Here is a 20,166-nt window from a genome sequence, read left to right on the forward strand (position 1 = left end):
CTGGCGTTGAAACTCCTCAACGCACGGCCGGCACTTTCGATCACTCGATTTTTTGACGGCTTTGCCGCGCCGCCCTTCGGCCGCGGCCGGCAAGGATGGTGGTCAGCGTGACCGGACGAAAATCCCAGCTGTCGACGCCGACGTCATACTGGCGCGTGACCGGGGTCAGCCTGCCGTGGGAATGGCCATGCAGGTCGATCGATTTCCTGCCGATCTGGTTCCAGGTGCGAAAAGGGTAGTGGCAAAGGATCAGCAGACTGCCGTCGAGCGCCAGCTCCTTGTAGTGCTGCGTGCTCGCCCAACCCGTGGCCTCGATGGTGGCCGCAGCATCGTTGTTGCCGATGATCAAATGCTTGCTGCCATGAAGAGACGCCAGAAGCGACGACACGAACGCGGCCGATCCCCTGGCAAAATCACCGAGATGCCAGACCTCGTCGTCCAGCCCGACAGTCTCGTTCCAGAACGCAATGAGGGCCCGGTCATGTTCCGCCAGCGAGCCGAACGGGCGGCGGTCGATGCGCAAAATGCGCGGGTCGCTGAAATGCGTGTCGGCGGTGAAGTAGATCATGCGCTGGAGCCTGTTTCGAACTGCCGATCTGGGCGCGTGGCGCACCAAGTCCATGTTGCTCTCCCGATGCTTGCTCAACCCGCTCGATCGCCGGTTGTTCCTGGAAGCAGGCCCAGGCGGTTTCCGCTCGTCTGAACTTCAAAAAGGGGGAACTTTGAAACGGGGGAACTTTGAAATGAGACGCAGGTTAGAATGCTTGAGGCCGATGCTCTGAAAGGACCTCGACAATGACCGACGCAGAACCTCTTGGGCGAAGCCCGGCTCAAGCGCGGGGCGATATCGATGCCGGGCGCGAAGGGGACAAGACCCCGGGCATCGATCCGGCTGCGGCTCCCATGGAAACGGACGCGGAATCCGCCGGCAACGCTCCGCCGAAGAGCCCTGCCCCGCGCCATGAAACGCCGAAGTTTACCAACCAGGCGAGCTATGCCAATGCGATGCGCCCGCTGACGGATGAGCCCGACGTCCAACCGAGCAGATATGGGCCAGTCATGGTGATTGCCGCCATCGTCGTGCTGGCCGCTGCAGTTTTCATCGGCGCGGCCATGCTGCGCTGAATACAGCCGTTCCAGACCCGCGGCGCAGTGGCTGGACATTTTGCTTCCGGTCCGAGAATTTGTTGTCGCGCCAGGTCCAGGCGCGATCAGTCCGGTGCACGTTGGCTACGAACCATCAATTCTTTGCCCGTGACGCCACCATCGTGGCGCGCGATATGATTGGCGCCTCGCTGCTTTTGCACGGCGTTGGCGGCAGCATCGTCGAGACCGAGGCCTATCGCCCGGATGACCCGGCTTCGCATGCTTTCGGTGGCAGGACGGTGCGCAACGGCGCAATGTTCGGCGCCCCGGGCAGCGCGTATGTCTATCGCTCCTATGGCCTGCATTGGTGCCTCAATGCCGTGTGCCTGCCCGGCAGTGCCGTGCTTATCCGCGCAATCGAACCGCGATTAGGGCTGGAGGTGATGCGGGCCAATCGCGGCCTTGACGATCCCCGGCTGCTTTGTTCGGGACCGGGTCGCCTTTGCCAGGCGCTGGCAATCGACAAATCCCATGACGGGCTGCCGCTGGACGTGCCGCCATTCGAATTCAGGCAGCCGGGCGACGCCAGCGCCGTTCTAACAGGCCGCCGGATCGGCATTTCCAAGGCTGTCGATGCCGAGTGGCGGTTCGGACTGCGCGACTCGGATTATCTGAGCCGCAAGTTCTGATGCCCGCGGCAGCGGCAGAGCAGCTGCCTGGCATCACTCGTCGGGTTTGCCGAGATGCATGGGTATCGCCTGCTGGCGGGCTTCCCTGGTCACCTCGTCGGCTCCGGCAGGTGAAATCCCTCGCAACGCCTTCGCGGCTACGGTCAGCCGGCCGCGATCATTGCCGAAGCTTTTGATCAACTGACGGACCTGGTCGGCCGTGATGCCGTTCTGTTGGGCAAAATACTCGACTTCACGGTCGTCTTCCGTAGCAACGCGGTCGCGCTCGCGGAAATCTCGCTTGCTCTTATCGTCGGCCATTTTTTCCTCCTGGTGGAGCGTCGCATCCATGGCAACGTGGACAACGAGCTTTCGTTGCCGCGATCGGGCGGACTTTTCCGCCGTCGTGCCGACTGCCCAGGAACCATGAGGCGAGCAGCCGGTTTGGCTTGGATGCAGACATATTCGGCTACAATTCATACCGATGGAGAATACGATGACGCTCGCAAGCAAAACCACCGTAATTGCCGCGGCGCTGGCCATGTTGGCCGCGCCGGCATTCGGCCAGACGAGCCCACCTGCGCCGGCCGCGCCGGCACCGGATCGTGGCGCCGAACCGTCGCCCGGAATGAGCGGGCAGAGCCAGGATGCCATGCGCGAAATGATGCGCCAGATGATGACCGAGATGCTGGAGGAGAGAATACAGGAGGATCGCGGGCCCCGGGCGGAACGGCGAGGTCCCGACCGCTGGCATCGCGACTACAGGATGGGCCCACCTGAGCGAGGGTGGGAGATGGGAGGGCGCGGCGGCATTCCACGCGGGATGCATGGCGCGAAGATGCGAATGATGTTCGCCATAGTAGATGCGGACGGCGATGGCGCGCTTTCTCAGAGCGAAGTCCAGGATTTCGTCGGGCGAATATTCAACGCCGTCGATGAGGACGGTGACGGCAGCGTCGACATGCAGGAAATCCGGTCCTTCTTCCACGGAGCAGGCGCCGAGGATCAGGAGTAAGTCTCCTACCGGTCGGCAGGAGGCCTGTCTGGGGCGGCGCGAGCTCGTCGGCCGGGGAGGATAAAAAATCGCCGGCAACTGGATACCAGGCTGCCAGCCGGGGAGATGCGTTCCTTGGCTGGCCTTGCCGAACGCCGCGGACCAAGCAGACCAGCAGGAATTCATTGGCCATGACAGAGAAAGCTACGGAGAAAACCCCGACCATCGCTCGTATCTGGCGCGGCAGAACCGCGCCTGAAAAGGCAGATGCCTACGAGAGTTACAATTACGAGGCCGGCATCAAGCCGCTGATCGAGAAGGCCCTGGGCGTGCAGACCTTTCGCGAGGACACGCCGACCCATTCGGAATTCGTGACGATCTCCTATTGGGAAAACGTCGAGGCGATGGCGGCGCTCACCGGCGGCGATCCGACAAAAATCCACCATCTCGAGCGGGACGAAGAGTTCCTGATCGAGTTGCCGTCGCGGGTGCAGGTGTTGCGCATCCGCTCGAGTCACGGGCGGCTGCAATAGCCCTGAGGAACGCCGCCCGGTTCGGCCCGATCTAGGAAATCGCCGTCAAGTCGATTTCGGTGATGTGCCAGCGGCCAAGATTTGCGGTGTAGAGCTTGTCGCCCTTGAAGGCGATGTTGGTGGGATGGGCGAGCGTCGTTGCCGCCGGATCCTCGATCAGCACCTCGAGCCCGCTATCTTTTCGCCAACGATAGATGCGGCTCGGCTCGTAGCATGAGATGAACAGCGACCCGTCCGGCGCCAAGGCGACGCCATCGGGAACGTTGTTCACGCCGTCCACGACGAGCTGGCGAGGTCCTGCCGTGCCGTCGGCACGGATCGGCACATAGCTGACGCAGGCTGCATGGCTTTCCACGACGTAAAGTCCGTTCCCATCCGGCGCCATCGCCATGCCGTTGGCGAAGGCCATGGTCTCGCTGCACCACAGGCCGCCTTCGCCGGTCTTCAAATCGTAGCGAAAAATGCCGGAGCGGTTGTCTTCGCCTACGCTGTCGGAAACGTAGAGCCAGCCGCGTGTCTCGTCGACGATCGGATAGTTCGGCACGCGGATGCCGGCCGAGGCGAAGCGCTGCATACCAGCCGTCGCGGCATCCCAGCGAAAGATCGCCGCATGTCTCAAATCGCATGCAAAACAGTTTCCCGCGCTATCGAAGGCGATGCCGAGCAGAAAGCCGTCCGTGCCGCCCATGCGTTCGACCGAGCCGCCATCGGCGGCCAAGCGCAGCAGGTCGCCGGTTTCGGTGCCGCACCAGATCGAGCCGTCGCGATGGATGGCCACGCCTTCCGGATGCGCGACGCGCGGGCTGGTGAAGATGCCATTGAAGAAGACCCTCGCGGCCGACATTTCGAGCAACGGCTTTGCCATGCGCACCCCCTTCAATCCGGTGCAGTAGTATGCGACCGCCGTGCGGCAATACAGAGCTCGACCATCAGCCGGTCGGTGGCGAGGATCTCGGCGATCAGGGCGCTGCGCTCCCTGGCGCTGACGAATTCGAGGCGGCGCAGGCCGAGCGGGTCGATGCGGTTTCGCAGGATGTCGAGCGTCTCGTTCGAGGGTAACGCAAGTTCGCGGCAATCGGCATCGAATGTCAGGGCAAAGCCGGTGGCATCCTGGAGCTGCTGGCGCGTCACGCCCGGCATGGTTTCGATGACGGCCAATTGCCGGCTCTCCCCGTCGAGCCGAAACACGCAAAGGTCGGTGAACACCAATGCCGCGCCGGTCCGATAGCCCATCGGCTCGCGTTCGGCCTCAGTCAACAGGCCGCGCGCCGAGCTGGCAATCTCGACCGTCTCGACCAGCGACTGCACGGAATGGCGGGGGACGTAGAGCAGATAATCGCGATGCATGTTGGCGACGTCGGCCATGCCGCCTTGCCCGGGCAGCCGGATAAGGCTGCCGTCAGGCTTGCGCAGCGCAATGGTGTTGACGCGCCCACGGCGGTCGACCTGCGCGGCACCGACGATCTCATGCGTCACCGCGCCGGCCTGGTAGTAGGTCGAATAGGTGTCGTCGCCGCCGGCATGCGCCACCGCCGTCTCGCAATCGAGGCTTTCGATCAGCGACAGGATCATCGGGCTCGGTGCTATGTCGAGATGGCCGCAACTCATGGTGGCGATGATCATGTCCGGCGCGTGCGTCGCTTTGGCCAGCCGGTAGGCGACATTGGCGAGCGGCGACACCGCGCCGGCACTGGCAAAGCTCTCATTGTCGAGCTCAGCGGCGATGCGGGCGGCGATGATCTCGTCGATGGACGCCTCCTTGTTGCCGTGCACGAGCCTGGGCATTGCGAGGACTGTTTCAGCGCGGACTTTTGCAGCGTCTTGAACCCGCTCCGGCACGCCTTCCGAAGGCATGCTCAGGCTGTCCGACAAAGGTATTTCCTTGGCCGCGAACGCCCCCGCCAACGCTTGATAATCCGTCACATAGAATGGCAGGCAGGAGGCGGGATAGGCGCCGCCTGGTGCCAGCGCGATCGCCGACACCTGGTTGCGGGTCAAAATGCTCTGCCGACCATCATGCCGCAGCGCTCCGACCGGGACGATCTCCTCGACCGTCACCAGCACCTCGCGCGCCGCGCCGGCCATGGCGAAATCCAGCGCCCGTGGTCCGATGATCTGGACATTGCCGCTCTCGTCGGCACGCTGGGCATGGACGACGAACGTATCGAGCCGCAAGGCCGGGATGATCCCGGTCGTGATTCCCGCGATCGGATCGGGCGCGGCGATCGCACCCGGCACGCGCGCCAGCATGTCCGAACCCTCCGGAAGCTGAAACGGCATCAACGGCAGGTTCTGCTGCCCCGCCCGCAGCGCCTGGATCATGGCCAGCGCCGTCCAGTCGCGGACCGGCACGGCATTGGTCTCGGCAGCCGCGCGGAAGCGCGGCGGCAAGCCAAAAATATCGAGGCTGGAAAAGCAGATATCGACCTCCGCCACGGCATTCGCTTCGAGAAGCAGTTCGAGCGGCAGGCCGCCGGCCCAGCAGACATAGCGAAGATCCTTGACGCCCATGCGGGCGATGGCCCGCAACAAGGCGATCGGCAGCCGGGCAAAATGATGGCCACCGACACCGAAGACGTCGCCGCCGCCGACCATCGCGGCCAGGCCCTCGACATCGGTGAAGCGCGGCCGGTTTTGCTTGACCAGGGACGTCATTTCGCAGCCTTCGGCCGCATCGCGCTCTTTTCAGCAAATTCCTTGACGCGCCGCTGGCCGGTCTCGCTGCGGTACAGGCCACCCAGGACATCGCGCTCCATGGCAAGGCCGTCGGCCAGATCGCCCGACACGGCATGCGCGGTCAGCGCCTTCAGCGCCTCGATTGCGGCGGCCGGTTCGGCGGCGATCATGCCGGCGAGTTCCAGCGCCCGCGGCATCAGCCTTTCGGCATCGACGATCTCGTTGACCAGCCCGGCGCCGACGAACTCGGAAGCCGGCACGATGGCGCCGGTCATCAGCAGAAAATTGGCGCGGTTGCGGCCGAGCTTCTGGACGCTGCGCTGGGTGCCGCCGCCGCCGGGGACCAGCCCGAGCTTGATCTCGGGCAGGCCGAGCTTCGCGAACTGGTTGGCGATGACGATGTCGCAGCACAGCACCAGCTCCATGCCGCCGCCGAGCGCAAAGCCGTTGACCGCGGCGATGACCGGCTTGCGGTTGTTCTCGACCGCCGCATACATGCGCGTGCCGGCGGCCTGGAAGGCGTCGAACTCGATAGCTGTCTGGGCAGCGTATTCCTTGATGTCGGCGCCGGCCATGAAGCCGCGCCCCTCGCCGGTCACCACGATCGCGCCGACGCTGTCATCCTGCGACAGCGCCTCGAAAAGCTCGGTGATCTCGCTTTGCATCAGCCGGTTCATGGCGTTGAGCTGATCGGCGCGCCGGAAGGTGACGACTGCGACGCGCCCGGATATTTCCAAGGTGAGTGTCTGGTAAACGCTCATCGTCAGGCAGCATCCACGGTCATGTCGCCGGACGCCTCCAGCGCGGCGATCTCGTCGCTGTGGAGGCCGAACTCGGCCAGTATCTCGCGGCCATGCTGGCCGACCAGCGGCGCCGGCCGCTCGATGGTTGCCGGCGTCTCGCTCATCTTGACCGCCGGCGCGACCACCCTGACCTTACCGCCTCGCGGATGGTCGTAGCTGGTGATCATGCCCATGTGCTTGACCTGCGGGTCCTCGGCTGCGCGCCTTATGTCCTTCACCTCGGCACACCAGATGTCGGCTGCCAGCAGCCGCGCCAGCAGGTCCTGCGTGGCAAACTTCCTGGTTTCGGCGTTGACCTTGTCGAACACCTCGTCGCGCCTGTCGAACAGCGTCTTCAGATCGTCGTAGACAGCAAGCTGCGGCGCGTCCAGCAGTTCATACAGCGTCTTGAACGGGCTCATGGCGATCGACACATAGCCGCCGTCCTTCGCTTCATAGACACCGAACGGCGCCTGCATGCCGGGGTGGCCGATGCCGGAATTCGGGCGCACGAAATCCTCGCCGAGATTGAGCACGGCGACATATTCCTGATTGAGATGCGCCAGCATGCCGGCGAGCAGATTGACCTCGATCTTCTGGCCCTTGCCGGTCTTCTCGCGATAGTAGAGCGCCGACAGGATGCCGTAGACCATGTTCATGGCGCCGATCTGGTCGGCCAGGCCGGCACCGGCCGGAACAGGAGCCTGATCGCCGCGGCCGGTGTTGGAGATCAGCCCGGACAATCCCTGGATCAGCATGTCCTGGCCGGGGCGCTCGACATAGGGGCCTTCTTCGCCAAAGCCGGAGCCCGAGCAATAGATAATGGCGGGATTGACCGCCCTGAAATCCTCGTAGCCATAGCCGAGCCTGGCGAGCACGCCGGGGCGGAAATTCTGCACCACCACGTCCGCCTTCTTGGCCATGTCCATGATGATGGCATGCACCTTGCGACTTTTCAGGTTGAGCGCGATGGAGCGCTTGTTGCGGTTCCAGGCGAGGAAATTCGGGCTTTCGGAGCCGCCGACCCATTTGGCGAAGAAGGTCATGCCGCGGAACATGTCGCCGGCGCCGGCACGCTCGATCTTGATGACGTCGGCGCCCATGTCGCCGAGCAGCTGCGTGGCGAACGGCCCTTGCAGCAGATGGCTGAAATCGAGAATGCGGACGCCTTCGAGGGCTTTGTTCATTTCATGTCTCGTTGGTTGTCAAAGCAGGTCGGGTACGTAGCGGGGTGCTGCGGTGAGGCCGCCGTCGACGCGCAGGTCGGTACCGGTGGTGAAGCCGGCGGCGTCGGAGGCCAGATAGACGGCGGCTTCGGCCACCTCGGACGGTTTGCCGATGCGGCCGAGCGGATGCATCTTGACCCAGGCCTTGGCGAGATTGCCGCCGATCTCCTTGACCAATTTGTCGTTCATCGGCGTGTTGATGGTGCCGGGCGAGATCGAGTTGACGCGGATGTTGAGCGGGCCGAACTCGACCGCCATCTGGCGCGTCATTGCCATCACCGCGCCCTTGGCGCCGGCATAGGCGGTCCAGCCGTCGAGCCCGATGTGCCCTTGCGCCGAGGCCATGTTGATGATCGAGCCGGATTTCTGCGCGATCATGTGCGGCAGCGCATATTTGCAGCCGCGGAACACGCTGGTCAGGTTGACCGCGATCAGCCGGTGCCACTGCTCGTCGCTCATTTCGTGAACCGGCATGCCGCCGATGGCGATGGCGGCATTGTTGACGAGAATGTCGAGATGGCCGGTCTTGCCGACGGCTGCGGCGATAAGAGCGGCGATATCGGCCTCGTCCGCGACGTCGCAATGGATGTAGTCGGCGCGGTGGCCGGCGGCGCGCAGTTCCGCCGCAAATTTTTCACCCTTCTCGTCGGCGATGTCGCCGAGGAAGACGTGCGCGCCTTCCCTTGCCATCGCCTCGCTGATCGCGTGGCCGATGCCGTCGGCGGCGCCGGTGACGATTGCGGTTTTCCCTTTGAGACGATCCATATCAGCCTCCAATGGCGCGCCGGCGCTTTGCTTCGTCGAAGGCGACGGCGGCAATGATGATCATGCCGGTGATGACCAGTTGCCACTCGGTCGGCAGGCCGAGACCGCGCAGCCCGTTGGACAGGAACTGCAGGATCAGCACGCCGAGCGCCATGCCGGTCAGGCTGCCTATGCCGCCGGCAAGGCTCACCCCGCCGAGCACGGTGGCGGCAACGACCTGGAACTCGAAATTCAGCCCGGCGGTATGCTGCGCCGAACCGACGCGGGCTGCCAGGATGATGCCGGCAACCGTTGCCAGCAGCGCGCTGATGATGAAGCAGGTGAACTTGACGCGGCGCACGTCGTAACCCGCCAGCCGTGCCACTTCCGGATTGCCGCCGACGGCATAGATCTGCCGCCCGAACGGCCGGTGCTGCATCACGTAGGCGAAGACGGCGAGCAGGACGATGGCGATGACAGCCGAATAGGGAACGACGTTGAACAGGCGGCCGTCCGACAGCGCGATGAAGCTGTCGAGCGCGGCATCGTCTGGAATAGCGCGCTGGCCGGTATAGAGATAAACGCCGCCGCGCATGATGAACATCGTGCCCAGGGTCACGATCAGCGAGTTGATGCCGGCATAGGCCGTCAGATAGCCATTCACGACGCCGATGATCAGCCCGAACAGCAGCGCGCCACTGATGCCGAGCAGCAGAGAATTCGTGTCATTCATGATGATGATCAGCGGCAGGGCGATGGTCGCCAGCAGCGAGCCGATCGAGATGTCGACCTCGCCTGATATGAAGACGATGGCGCAGCCGATGCCGGCTGTCAGCGCCAGCGAAGCCTGACCGAGCACATTGGTGATGTTGCGCACGGAGAAGAAATTCTCGGCGGTGAAGGAAAAGAACGCGATCACCAGGATGAGGCAGAGGAGCAATGCCAATTCCTGGCGCGCGACGAGCCGCGCCAGCATGGACGGCCCAGCTTTCATGGTGTCGGTGCTTGCCAGGCTCATCGCTTGGTCCCTTTGCGAAGCGTCATCGTCTTAGCCGATTGCCGCATTGAGGATGTTCTCCTGCGTGGCCTCGTCGCGAGGCATGATCGCGGTGAGGCGGCCTTCGCACATCACCGCGATGCGGTCGGCAAGCCCCAGCAGCTCGGGCATTTCGGACGTCATCATGACGACCGCCAGGCCCTCGCCGGCGAGCCGGTCGATGAGCGCAAAAATCTCCGACTTGGCGCCGACGTCGATGCCGCGGGTCGGCTCGTCGACGACGATCACCTTCAGACCGCGCATCAGCCAGCGCGAGATCAGCACTTTCTGCTGATTGCCGCCGGACAGATTCTTGACCTGCTGGAACAGGCTGGGCGTCCGGATGCGGAAACGGTCGACATAGTCCTGCACCGCCTTGCGTTCGCTGACCTTGTCGACGAAGCCCATTCTGGCGAAGGCGCCGAGTGAGGCGAGGCTGGCATTCTGGTAGACCGGCAACTCGCCCATCAGCCCCTCGCTCTTGCGGTCCTCGGTGAGCAGGCCGATGCCGAGCCGGACGCCGGTGTGCGTTTCGTGCGGCAGCAGCCGGCAGCCATCGACCGAAATGGCGCCGGAAGTGATCGGGTCGTAGCCGACGATGGCCTTGGCGAGCTCGGTCCGGCCGGCCCCCATCAGGCCGAAGAAGCCGAGGACCTCGCCGGCATGCGCCTCGAACGACACATCCTTCAGCTTCTTGGCGGTGCTGAGCCCCTCAACGGAAAGCGCGACCTTGCTGCCCGGCGCGCCGCGCTTGCGAGGGAACAGGTTTTCGATGCGCCGGCCGATCATGTCCTGGATCAGCGTGTCGTTGGTGTGCTCGCCGATCGGCCTGGTCGAGACGTGGCGGCCATCGCGCAGCACGGTCACGGTGTCGGCGATCTCGAAGACCTCGTCGAGCTTGTGGCTGACATAGAGCACCGCGATGCCGAGCGCGGCCAGCCGGCGGATGACGGTGAACAGCAGCGAGACCTCGTTCGGCGTCAGCGAGGAGGTCGGCTCGTCCATCACCACGACGCGGGCCTCATGGGCGAGTGCGCGGGCGATCTCGACCATCTGCTGCTGGCTGACCGGCAGCGATCCCGTGCGCGCCGCCGGGTCGACATTGAAGCCGATACGCTTGAACAGAGCGGCCGCATCGGCACGGATCTTCTTCCAGTCGATCGAGCCGCCTTTGCCGGTCGGATAGCCTTCGAGGAAGATGTTTTCGGCGACGCTGAATTCGGCGATCAGCGCGATCTCCTGGAACACCACCTTGATGCCCTCTTTCAGGCTATCGCGCGGCGACTTGATGTCGGCCTCGCGGCCGCGCAGGCGGATGGTGCCGGCATCCTTGCCGTAGACCCCGGCCATGATCTTGATCAGCGTCGACTTGCCGGCGCCGTTCTCGCCCATCAGGGCATGGATTTTGCCGGGTTCCAAGGTCAGATCGACATTGTCCAGCGCCACCACGCCGGGAAAACGCTTGCCGATACCGCGCATCTCCAGCGCCGGCACGCTTTTGTCGACAGCCACGGTTTCGCCGGGGTGAAGGAAATCAACCGACATTGGCTCTGTTCCGCACGATGTCGAGATAGGTCGCCAGGATGATGACGATTCCAGGCACCACCATCTGCAGATCCTGGTTCCAGCCGAGGATGATGATGCCGTTGTCGATGACCTTCAGCACGAGCACTCCAAGCAACGTGCCGAGCAGCGAACCGCGGCCGCCAAGCAGGCTGGTGCCGCCGAGGATGACGGCGGCAATCACCGTCAGCTCGAAGCCGCGGCCGGCGGTCGGCTGGCCGGCATTCATCAGCGACGACAGGATCATGCCGGCAATGCCGACGCACAGGCCGGTGACGACGAAGGCGAACAGCTTCAGCCGTTGCGAGCGCACGCCGGAGAGGCGGACCGCTCGCTCATTGGCGCCGACCGCGTACAGATAGCGACCGAGCGTGGTGAAGCGCAGCGTCGCCGCAGCCAGCGCGAAAATCACCGCGGCAATGACTACGGGCAGCGGGACCGCGCCGATATAACCAGCGCCGAGATCGGTGAAGCCGGCAAGCCGGTGATGGTTCTGCACCGCCTCGCGGGTGAACAGGTAGACGCCGCCCTGCAGCATCATCATGGTGCCGATGGTGGCGATCAGCGAGTTCACCTTGAGCCTGGTGACGACCAGCCCGTTGAACAGGCCGACGGCACCGGCAAAGGCGAGCGCCGCCAGCAGCCCGAGCGTCAGGCTGTGCGTTGAATTGAGCACGGCCATGCCGATGCAGCCGACAAAAGCCAGCGATGCACCGACCGACAGGTCGACTTCCGCGGTGATGATCAGCATCGTCATGCCGGAGGCGACGATCAGCACCAGCGCGCATTGGCGCAGGATGGCGATGATGTTGGCCTCGGAATAGAATTGCGGCGCGGCAATCGAAATGGCGATGCAGAGCACGGCCAGGATCACGCCGAGCACCAGCTGGCTGCTGCCCAGCAGCTGGCCGCCGATGAAACGCCTTGGCGCGGAGGATTGCGTAAGCTCGCTCATGTCCATTTCATTTCCGGGCCGCATCGGGTGCCGTCGCCGTCTGGAAACTGCCGGCCAAAACAGGGCGGTTGACCTGTTTTGTCGTCGGCATCCGATCCGATGCCCTTCCCGCCGCGCGGGAAGGGCTAGCCGGAATCCTTACTTCTTCAGATCGGCGGAAGTTTTCATGCATTTTTCCGGTGGCTGAAGCGCATTGACGGCATCCCATTTGATTTTGCGTGTGGTGCCATCGTAGTCGTAGAACTTGTTCCAGTCGTCGCCGTTCATCGGCGCGGTCGGGCTGACGATGTGCTCCGGCACCTCTTCGCCGTTGAAGAGCTTAACCGCTGCATCGATGGCGGTGTAGCCTTCCTTTTCCGGGAACATCGCGGCTTCGATGCGATAGGACGGCTCGTTCTGCATTGCATTGATGAAGGCGAGGCCTTCGCCGCCGGTGCCGACAGTCAACAGGCCGTCCTGCGACTTGCCGGCCGCTTTCCAGGCCTGAAGGCCGCCGAGCGACGAGGAATCGTTGATGCCGTAGATGATGTTGATGTCGGCGTTCTTGGCAAGTGCCGCCGAAGAGACTTCGAGCGCGCGGTCCGGATTGCCACCGCCGTCGAGGTCGTGGACCATGACCGCGTCGGGGACGATGGTCTTGAGGCCATCCATGAAACCCTGCGACCGCAGCACCGTGGCGGACAGCAGCGGCAGACCGACATTCATCACCTTGGCTTTGCCTTCGAGCTTTTCCTTGGCGTATTTGCCGGCTTCGACGCCGGCGGTGTAGCCGGTGTCGTAGTCGCAGATCGCGACCATGGTGGTCATGCCCTTGACCGGATTGCCTTCGAGCACGACCGGAACATTGTTGGATTTCGCCTGGCGCAGCAGCGGCACGACGCCTTCCTCGTTGACGGGCGTGATGATCAGGACGTCGACGCCCTTGGCCATGAAATCTTCGGCGGCGGAGACCTCCTTGGCAACGTCCAGATTGGCGTCCTGCACCTCGAGCTCGATACCGAGTTCCTTGGCGCGGGACTGCATGCCCTTGATGACGTTCTGATACCACTCATGCGTGGCGTAGTTGGTGACGTAGCCGATGCGCTTCGGCACGTTTTCGGCGTGTGCCGCGGCGGCGCTCAGAGCAAGCACCGCCGCCGAGGCAAACAGCATCGATTTGGACCAGTTCATGTTTCTTCTCCCTGTATTTCTTGTCAGTTGCTGAACGGATAGTCCCGCCGTTCCGGGTCGGCACGTGAAGAGGCGGCAGCTTCGCCCGCGCCCAGCGCCGCCGATATCGTCTCGGCCGCCGCCTTCGTCCGCTCGAAGACGGTGCTGCGATCGAAGCGGGCGGCCTTTTGCGGCAGGAAGGGGACGGTGAGCGCGGCAATGACGGCGCCGGTATGGTCGCGCACCGGCATCGAGATGTTGGTGCAGCCCTCGACAGCCAGCGAGGCGCGCATTTCATAGCCGAGCCTTGCGACCTCGTTCAGCCGCGCTTCGATTTCCGCCCGGCTGCCTTGGCCTTCGCCTGCGGCGACGATCCGTTCGACGATGCGGTCAAGCTCGGCGCGGCTCGAATGCGCCAGCAGCACCGCGCCGGAGCTCGTTTCGAGGATCGGGAAATGCGAGCCAAGGGCAACCGAATAACGCATCGGCAAAGGCGAATCGATCTGCAGCACGACCAGTGCGCTCTCGCCTTCGCGCACGACCAGATGGCAGCTCTGGTCGGCATTGGCGGCGAGGCCGCGCATCACCGGCAGCGCACATTCGACCAGGCGGTTTACCGGCGGATGCATATGCGCCAGCTCGAACAGCTTCAGCGACAGGCGGAAGCGGTCCGATTGCGTCCGGAAAATGTAGCCGCGCTTCTCCAGCAACAGCAGGATGCGGTAGATCTCGTGAATGGAGCGCCCCATTCCGGTGGCGATCTCGGTTTGGGTCAGCGGCTCGCCGCTGGCAGCCATGAATTCCAGTATGTCGAGCGCCTTCTCCACCGCCGGCACCCGATAGCCGTTGCGGCCGCTTTCGCCTTCGTCGACGATCTGGGCAATATCGGCGGCCATTACGCGACGCTCCGTTGCGGCTGGCCATCCCTGGTCTCGCGATAGAGCCGGTTCAGCCGGTCCGCGAGCTCGGCCGCCTGCAATTCGCCGGCGATCGCCGCCGCGGCATGAGGGGCGCATTGCCGGAAGAAGCTGATGAAGCCCGGATGGGTCGGGCGCAGATAGGAGGCTTGGATCGTCGCCAGCGTCGAGGCGAAGAAGCCGCCCGAGAGAGCGTTGACCACGGTATCCTGCCACGCCGCCAGCGACCCCGGCTGTCCGCCGGATTTCACATAGTCGCCTCGCTGATAGCCGGGCGAGCACAGAAACAGCGCGTAGTCGATGGCGGCTTGCTTGTGTTGCGATTGGGCGCTGACGCCGATGCCGGCGCCGCCGAGCAAGGCGCCGGCGGATCGCGGCGTCGGCACGTCGGCGAAGCGCAGATGCGGCCTGTCTGCCTTAGAGGCGTAGTTCACATAGCCGAAGGCGAACGGCACGTAGACCACGTCGTCATGCGCGATCATGTGATCGTAGCAACGGATCGGGTTCCATTTCGGCGAGTTCGGATGCGACAGCGCCGCAAGCTGGCGCAATTGCCCGACGGCCCGCTCGATTTTTTCCCCGGCGATGAACTCGTCGCCGTCTTCCCGGGGCTCACCCAGCGTCAAAAGCAGGCACATGGCGTCAGTCGGCACCAACGGCAGCCCAAGCCATTTGCCGTCCTTCAAGGCGCGCCGGCCGAGCTCCAGCACCTCGTCATGGCTGCGCGGCAGCGGTCCGTAGCGCTCCAGGAGATCGGGGCGATACGAGGCAACCTGACAGGCAGCATCGATCGGCAACGCCCATTGAAGCCCGTCCCTTGCGTAGGATTGCCAGGATGCGCCAACCGAATCCCGTTCGAAGCCGCGGCGCTGCTCGGCCGACAAATCGAACGGCACCATCAGCCCGCCTTCGGCTATATCGCCGATGAACGGATGGTCGAACACGACAAGATCATAGGCGCCGAGCACCGGACCAAGCGCGCCCTCGCCGAATTCGTAGAGGCTGCGGCGGTCCCATTCGATCTCAAGACCGGGATTGGCGGCACAATACGGCCCGATGCTGGCGTCGAGCGGACCCCAGCAGCGTCGGTGATCCCACGCGAGACCGCGCAGTCTTGTCATGCCCGAAATTCCTCCCAGAGGCGGCCATGCGCCGGCCCAGCCGATTAGTAGCAACTATTTTCACCTAGACAAGTAGTTTTTACATACGCAAAGCCAGTCCTCGCTTCCGTTTGGCGAGAAAGCCGCCCAACCATCCTTGGTGCGCATCGCGTTGCCGCCGGCCTGCAACCAAAGGCTGCGATGGATCTGGCTTTTGGGGAACTTTCGCGACGAACATTCGTTCGGTTGGCGCAGCCATCTGGAGCAGCATCACTGGAATCAGCAGCCACGTCGCAGGGAGCGGACTAAATGGACCAACCGTGGGCGCGGCCATGAACCGGTTTACCGCCTTGGCATTCGCCACGTTTCTGGCGATAACTTCGATCTGGGTCCTGTTCCTGGTTTCTTAAGATTTGGCTCTGGTTTTTCAAGATTTGGCGCTGGTTTGTTAGGATTTGGAGGGGTTCTCGACAGGTCGACCGCTTAACGACAACATCCACGGCATGCGGTTCTGCCAGCCGGAGCCGCGTGTGTGAAGAAACTGTCGCCAGGAGCACACCGGCACGCACATTCGGGGTTGGCAGCCACGCTGCCTGCAACGTTCCAATCAGTTTTCAGGAAACGGCGAGATCTCATGCTGCTGAGGGTGATCGTTCGAAACTGTGCCGCCATCCGTCTTGGCTGCCTCGGCGCGACGATCTTGCTGGTCGGGCTGCTTGCCGGCTGCCAGGGCGGCGTGCTCGATCCGCAAGGGCCGGTGGGGGCGGCGCAGCGGACGATCCTGCTCAATTCGGTTGCTATCATGCTGGCCATCGTCATCCCGACGATCGTGGCGACGCTCGGCTTTGCCTGGTGGTTCCGGGAAACCAACACAAGAGCGTGGTACCTGCCGGAATGGGCCTATTCCGGACGCATCGAACTGGTGGTCTGGTCGATCCCCATCCTCGTCATCCTGTTTCTGAGCGGCATCATCTGGATCGGGTCGCATGACCTCGATCCAATGAAGCCGCTGGATTCGCAGCAAAAGCCGCTTGAGGTGCAGGTCGTCTCGCTCGACTGGAAATGGCTGTTCATCTACCCCGAGCAGAATGTCGCGAGCATCAACCAGCTCGTGGTGCCGGCGGGCAGGCCGGTGCATTTCTCGCTTACCTCGGCAAGCGTCATGAACGCGTTCTTCGTGCCTCAGCTTGGCGGCATGATCTATACGATGAATGGCATGACGACGCAGCTTCACCTGCAGGCGGATCAGCCGGGCGAATTTTATGGGCGGTCGGCCCATTTCAGCGGTGACGGTTTTCCAGGCATGCAATTCGTGCTGCATGCAGTCGCAGCGGATGCCTTCGACGCGTTCGTCAATTCGGCGCGAAGCCAGGGACAGGCACTCGACAAGGCCAGCTACCAGGAACTAGCCAGACAGAGCCTGGACGTGCCGGCTTCGACCTATCGCTCGGTCGAGCCGGACCTTTTTCATGAAATCGCGACGCAGGGCGTTCCGCCCGCGCCCGGCCCCCAGGCCGGTCGCCCCGGGCCGAGCGTATCGCCCAAGGCAGGAGGCTGACAATGCTCGGAAAATTGAGCTGGGACGTCATTCCGTTCGATCAGCCTCTGCCTATGATCGCCTCGGCGGTCGTCGCCCTGGCAATCCTCGGCGTGCTGGCCTGGGTCTTTCTGGCCGGCCATTTCCCCTATCTGTGGCGCGAATGGATCACCAGCGTCGATCACAAGCGGATCGGCGTGATGTACACGCTGCTGGCGCTGCTGATGCTGCTGCGCGGCTTCAGCGACGCCGTCATGATGCGGTCCCAGCAAGCCCTCGCCTTCCAGGCGCCCGGCTATCTGCCGCCCGATCACTTCAACCAGGTCTTTTCCGCCCACGGCACCATCATGATCTTTTTCGGGGCGATGCCGTTCGTCATCGGCCTGATGAACCTGGTCGTGCCGCTGCAGCTCGGCGTCCGCGACGTTGCCTTTCCAACGCTCAACTCGGTGAGCTTCTGGCTCACCGCCACCGGTGCGCTGCTGGTCAACATCTCGCTGGTGATCGGCGAATTCGCCCGTACCGGATGGCTGCCCTATCCGCCGCTCAGCGAGACCGCCTACTCACCGGGCGTCGGCGTCGACTATTATCTGTGGGCGGTGCAGATATCGGGCGTCGGAACGCTGCTCACCGGGATCAATTTCGTCACCACGATCCTGAAGATGCGGGCGCCCGGCATGAGTTACCTGCGCATGTCGATGTTCTGCTGGACCTCACTCGCCGCCAGCCTGCTCATCGTCGCCGCCTTCCCGATCCTCACCGCCACGCTCGCGATGCTGACGCTCGACCGCTATTTCGGCTTTCATTTCTTCACCAATGAAGCCGGCGGCAACATGCTGATGTTCGTGAACCTGATCTGGGCCTGGGGCCATCCCGAGGTCTATATCCTCGTCCTGCCGGCGTTCGGCATCTTCTCGGAGGTCATCTCCACCTTCTCCAGCAAGCCGCTGTTCGGCTACCGCTCGATGGTGGCCGCGACGCTCTTCATCTGCATCGTCTCCTTCATGGTGTGGCTGCACCACTTCTTCACCATGGGCGCCGGGGCCGACGTCAACGCCGCGTTCGGCATCGCCACCAGCATCATTGCTGTCGGTACCGGCGTGAAGATCTACAACTGGATGTTCACCATGTACGGCGGCCGCATCCGCTTCGCGACGCCAATGCTGTGGTCGCTGGGCTTTATGGTGACGTTCGTCATCGGCGGCATGACGGGCGTGTTGCTGGCCGTGCCGCCGGCCGATTTCCTGCTTCACAACAGCCTGTTCCTGGTGGCGCATTTCCACAACGTCATTATCGGCGGTGTGCTGTTCGGCGCCTTCGCGGGATATACCTACTGGTTTCCCAAGGCATTCGGTTTCCGGCTGCACGAGGGCTGGGGCAAGCTGGCCTTCTGGCTGACGCTGATCGGCTTCTACGTCACTTTCGTGCCGCTCTACGCTGTTGGCCTGCTCGGCATGACCCGCCGAATGCAGCATTTCGACGTGTCGGCATGGTATCCCTGGGTGCTGGCTGCCGGCGTCGGCATGTTAATCACTACCGCCGGCGTGGTCGCGCAGATCGTACAGCTCGTCGTCAGCATCCGGCAGCGCGCGGCGCTTCGCGACGCCACCGGAGATCCCTGGGACGGCCGCTCGCTGGAATGGGCCACGCCCTCGCCGCCGCCGGTCTTCAACTTCGCCGCGCTTCCGCATGTCGAGGGCGAAGAGCCCTACTGGAGCATCAAGCAGCGGGCACGCGAGCAAAACCGGCTGCGCGACGAGCCTGACTACGAGCCGATCGAGATGCCGCGCAACAGTCCCACCGGGTTCATCTGCGCCTTCTTTGCGACCGTAATGGGTTTTGCCCTCATCTGGCACATCTGGTGGATGGTGGCGCTCGGCGCGCTCGGTGCTTTGGCCACCTTCGTCGTATTCGCGTGGCGCGACATCCCCGAATACGTGATTCCTGCCGCCGAAGTCGCCCGGATCGACCGCGCCAACCGAAGTGCCCGCCGCGAGGCGCTGGTTACCTACACAGGGCCAAGGCCATGACCGCGATCGACGTTCGAGAGCGTGACCCTTACCGCCTCCATGGCGGGCACGGCCATGCACCCGGCCACGGCGACGGCGGCCCGGCACCGATCCGGATCGTCGTGGGCTACGGCTTCTGGATCTTCCTTCTGAGCGACATCGTGATGTTCTCGGCCTTCTTCGCGGCCTATGCCGTGCTGGCGGGCAAGACGGCGGGCGGACCAAGCGGAGCCGAGCTGTTCGACCTGCGCAACGTCGCGATCGAGACGGCCGCTTTGCTGTTGTCGAGCTTCACCTGCGGTCTCGCCAGCCTCGCCGTGACAGCGCGGCGAAGCTCCTGGTTCTATGTCGCGATGGCTGTCACCTTCGTGCTCGGCGCCAGCTTCATCCTGCTCGAGTTGCGCGAGTTCGCGCATATGGTTGCCAGCGGTGCCGGACCGACGCGCAGCGCTTTCCTGTCGGCGTTCTTCACGCTGGTTGGATGCCATGGCCTTCACGTCACGGCGGGGCTGCTGTGGCTGCTCACGATGATGGCGCAGATCTTCGCCAAGGGATTCCGCGACAATATTCTTCGGCGTTTCATGTGCTTCAGCCTGTTCTGGCACGCCCTCGACATCATCTGGGTCGCCCTGTTCACGGTGGTCTATCTCCTGGGAGCAAGTCGATGAGCAATGCGGACGATCGCCACGCGCAACGGCGCGACACCGATGGGCTGGAGCGCTACGACATCGATACGGCGCCGGGTGACGAATACCTCGGCGACACCGAGGTCGGATCCGGGCTACGCGGCTATGTGATCGGCCTCGGGCTGGCAACGCTGCTGACCATCGCCTCGTTCTGGTTGCTGGGAACCAACCTGATATGGGCACCCGGCATTCCGGTGGCGCTGATTGTGCTGGCGATCGCCCAGATGGGCGTGCATCTCGTCTTCTTCCTGCACATCACGACGGGGCCGGACAACACCAACAACGCTCTAGCGCTTGCCTTCGGCGTGCTGATCGTAGTTCTGGTGATTGGCGGCTCGATCTGGATCATGGCCAATCTCGACCACAATTTGATGCCGATGAACGCGATCATGAACATGAACCGCTGATGCATGTCGCGCAAAAGCATGCCCTCGGGCTTGACCCGAGGATGTGCAGCGGTTTTGTGATAACGACATGCGTAAAAACAAGAATCTAAAGCGCGTCG

General features: G+C 63.5%; 21 protein-coding genes. 8 read left to right on the plus strand and 13 right to left on the minus strand.

Annotation, left to right across the window (positions count from 1 at the left end):
• Positions 1-40: 40 nt before the first annotated feature.
• On the minus strand, positions 41-568 hold the full coding sequence (locus tag NKJ20_RS14400; RefSeq protein WP_352744807.1) for a metallophosphoesterase: 528 nt from the start codon (positions 566-568) through the stop codon (positions 41-43).
• Between the two features lie 227 nt (positions 569-795).
• Here NKJ20_RS14400 and NKJ20_RS14405 point away from each other — a divergent pair, with 227 nt between their 5' ends.
• Positions 796-1,125: a hypothetical protein gene (locus NKJ20_RS14405; protein WP_352744809.1), complete on the plus strand. Its 330-nt coding sequence runs from the start codon at positions 796-798 to the stop codon at positions 1,123-1,125.
• 101 nt (positions 1,126-1,226) lie between these two features.
• Positions 1,227-1,775, plus strand: coding sequence for a DNA-3-methyladenine glycosylase (locus NKJ20_RS14410; protein WP_352744812.1), 549 nt, complete (start codon positions 1,227-1,229; stop codon positions 1,773-1,775).
• Positions 1,776-1,808: 33 nt separating this feature from the next.
• Here NKJ20_RS14410 and NKJ20_RS14415 read toward each other — a convergent pair whose 3' ends face one another.
• Positions 1,809-2,075: a DUF3606 domain-containing protein gene (locus tag NKJ20_RS14415; RefSeq protein ID WP_352744814.1), complete on the minus strand. Its 267-nt coding sequence runs from the start codon at positions 2,073-2,075 to the stop codon at positions 1,809-1,811.
• 175 nt (positions 2,076-2,250) lie between these two features.
• Between NKJ20_RS14415 and NKJ20_RS14420 the strand changes: the two genes are divergently transcribed.
• Both NKJ20_RS14420 and NKJ20_RS14425 read left to right on the plus strand, forming a co-directional pair.
• The gene (locus NKJ20_RS14420) at positions 2,251-2,769 is read left to right on the plus strand and encodes an EF-hand domain-containing protein (protein WP_352744816.1); all 519 of its coding nucleotides are present in this window, start codon (positions 2,251-2,253) and stop codon (positions 2,767-2,769) included.
• A 170-nt stretch (positions 2,770-2,939) separates the two neighbouring features.
• Positions 2,940-3,281 (plus strand): antibiotic biosynthesis monooxygenase family protein, encoded by a 342-nt coding sequence (locus NKJ20_RS14425; protein WP_352744819.1) that lies wholly within the window; start codon positions 2,940-2,942, stop codon positions 3,279-3,281.
• 31 nt (positions 3,282-3,312) lie between these two features.
• Here the strand turns inward: NKJ20_RS14425 and NKJ20_RS14430 are convergent, their stop codons facing one another.
• From NKJ20_RS14430 to NKJ20_RS14480, 11 genes are all read right to left on the minus strand, one after another.
• The gene (locus tag NKJ20_RS14430) at positions 3,313-4,146 is read right to left on the minus strand and encodes an SMP-30/gluconolactonase/LRE family protein (RefSeq protein WP_352744821.1); all 834 of its coding nucleotides are present in this window, start codon (positions 4,144-4,146) and stop codon (positions 3,313-3,315) included.
• A gap of 11 nt (positions 4,147-4,157) precedes the next feature.
• Positions 4,158-5,936, minus strand: coding sequence for a CoA-transferase (locus tag NKJ20_RS14435; protein ID WP_352744823.1), 1,779 nt, complete (start codon positions 5,934-5,936; stop codon positions 4,158-4,160).
• Complete coding sequence (locus tag NKJ20_RS14440) at positions 5,933-6,718, minus strand: enoyl-CoA hydratase/isomerase family protein (protein WP_352682969.1); 786 nt, start codon at positions 6,716-6,718, stop codon at positions 5,933-5,935. The genes NKJ20_RS14435 and NKJ20_RS14440 overlap by 4 nt, the downstream gene beginning before the upstream one ends.
• 2 nt (positions 6,719-6,720) lie before the next feature.
• Positions 6,721-7,926, minus strand: a complete 1,206-nt coding sequence (locus NKJ20_RS14445) for a CaiB/BaiF CoA transferase family protein (RefSeq protein ID WP_352682967.1) — start codon at positions 7,924-7,926, stop codon at positions 6,721-6,723.
• A gap of 18 nt (positions 7,927-7,944) precedes the next feature.
• Positions 7,945-8,730: an SDR family NAD(P)-dependent oxidoreductase gene (locus NKJ20_RS14450; RefSeq protein WP_352744826.1), complete on the minus strand. Its 786-nt coding sequence runs from the start codon at positions 8,728-8,730 to the stop codon at positions 7,945-7,947.
• A gap of 1 nt (position 8,731) precedes the next feature.
• Positions 8,732-9,727, minus strand: coding sequence for an ABC transporter permease (locus tag NKJ20_RS14455; RefSeq protein ID WP_352501149.1), 996 nt, complete (start codon positions 9,725-9,727; stop codon positions 8,732-8,734).
• A 30-nt stretch (positions 9,728-9,757) separates the two neighbouring features.
• Entirely contained in the window at positions 9,758-11,290 is a 1,533-nt protein-coding gene (locus NKJ20_RS14460; protein ID WP_352449528.1) for a sugar ABC transporter ATP-binding protein, read from the minus strand.
• Positions 11,280-12,263, minus strand: coding sequence for an ABC transporter permease (locus tag NKJ20_RS14465; RefSeq protein WP_352744829.1), 984 nt, complete (start codon positions 12,261-12,263; stop codon positions 11,280-11,282). Before NKJ20_RS14465 ends, NKJ20_RS14460 begins: the two co-directional genes overlap by 11 nt.
• A gap of 138 nt (positions 12,264-12,401) precedes the next feature.
• Complete coding sequence (locus NKJ20_RS14470; RefSeq protein WP_352744832.1) at positions 12,402-13,433, minus strand: sugar ABC transporter substrate-binding protein; 1,032 nt, start codon at positions 13,431-13,433, stop codon at positions 12,402-12,404.
• A 23-nt stretch (positions 13,434-13,456) separates the two neighbouring features.
• Entirely contained in the window at positions 13,457-14,308 is an 852-nt protein-coding gene (locus NKJ20_RS14475; protein ID WP_352744835.1) for an IclR family transcriptional regulator, read from the minus strand.
• Complete coding sequence (locus NKJ20_RS14480) at positions 14,308-15,450, minus strand: extracellular solute-binding protein (protein ID WP_352744837.1); 1,143 nt, start codon at positions 15,448-15,450, stop codon at positions 14,308-14,310. The genes NKJ20_RS14475 and NKJ20_RS14480 overlap by 1 nt, the downstream gene beginning before the upstream one ends.
• A gap of 613 nt (positions 15,451-16,063) precedes the next feature.
• Here NKJ20_RS14480 and cyoA point away from each other — a divergent pair.
• Genes cyoA through cyoD form a run of 4 tightly spaced genes read left to right on the plus strand, consistent with a single transcriptional unit; the run spans position 16,064 to position 20,068 of the window.
• On the plus strand, positions 16,064-16,987 hold the full coding sequence (gene cyoA / locus NKJ20_RS14485) for a ubiquinol oxidase subunit II (protein ID WP_352455886.1): 924 nt from the start codon (positions 16,064-16,066) through the stop codon (positions 16,985-16,987).
• Positions 16,988-16,989: 2 nt separating this feature from the next.
• Complete coding sequence (gene cyoB, locus NKJ20_RS14490) at positions 16,990-18,996, plus strand: cytochrome o ubiquinol oxidase subunit I (protein ID WP_023677047.1); 2,007 nt, start codon at positions 16,990-16,992, stop codon at positions 18,994-18,996.
• A complete protein-coding gene (gene cyoC / locus NKJ20_RS14495) occupies positions 18,993-19,643 on the plus strand; it encodes a cytochrome o ubiquinol oxidase subunit III (RefSeq protein WP_352744839.1) in 651 nt (216 codons plus the stop codon). The genes cyoB and cyoC overlap by 4 nt, the downstream gene beginning before the upstream one ends.
• Positions 19,640-20,068 carry a cytochrome o ubiquinol oxidase subunit IV gene (gene cyoD, locus NKJ20_RS14500; RefSeq protein WP_352744842.1) on the plus strand — a complete coding sequence of 143 codons (429 nt, stop codon included), beginning with the start codon at positions 19,640-19,642 and terminating at the stop codon, positions 20,066-20,068. The genes cyoC and cyoD overlap by 4 nt, the downstream gene beginning before the upstream one ends.
• The last annotated feature ends 98 nt before the right edge of the window (positions 20,069-20,166 follow it).

Source organism: Mesorhizobium sp. M0185 (assembly GCF_040322175.1).
GTDB lineage: Bacteria > Pseudomonadota > Alphaproteobacteria > Rhizobiales > Rhizobiaceae > Mesorhizobium.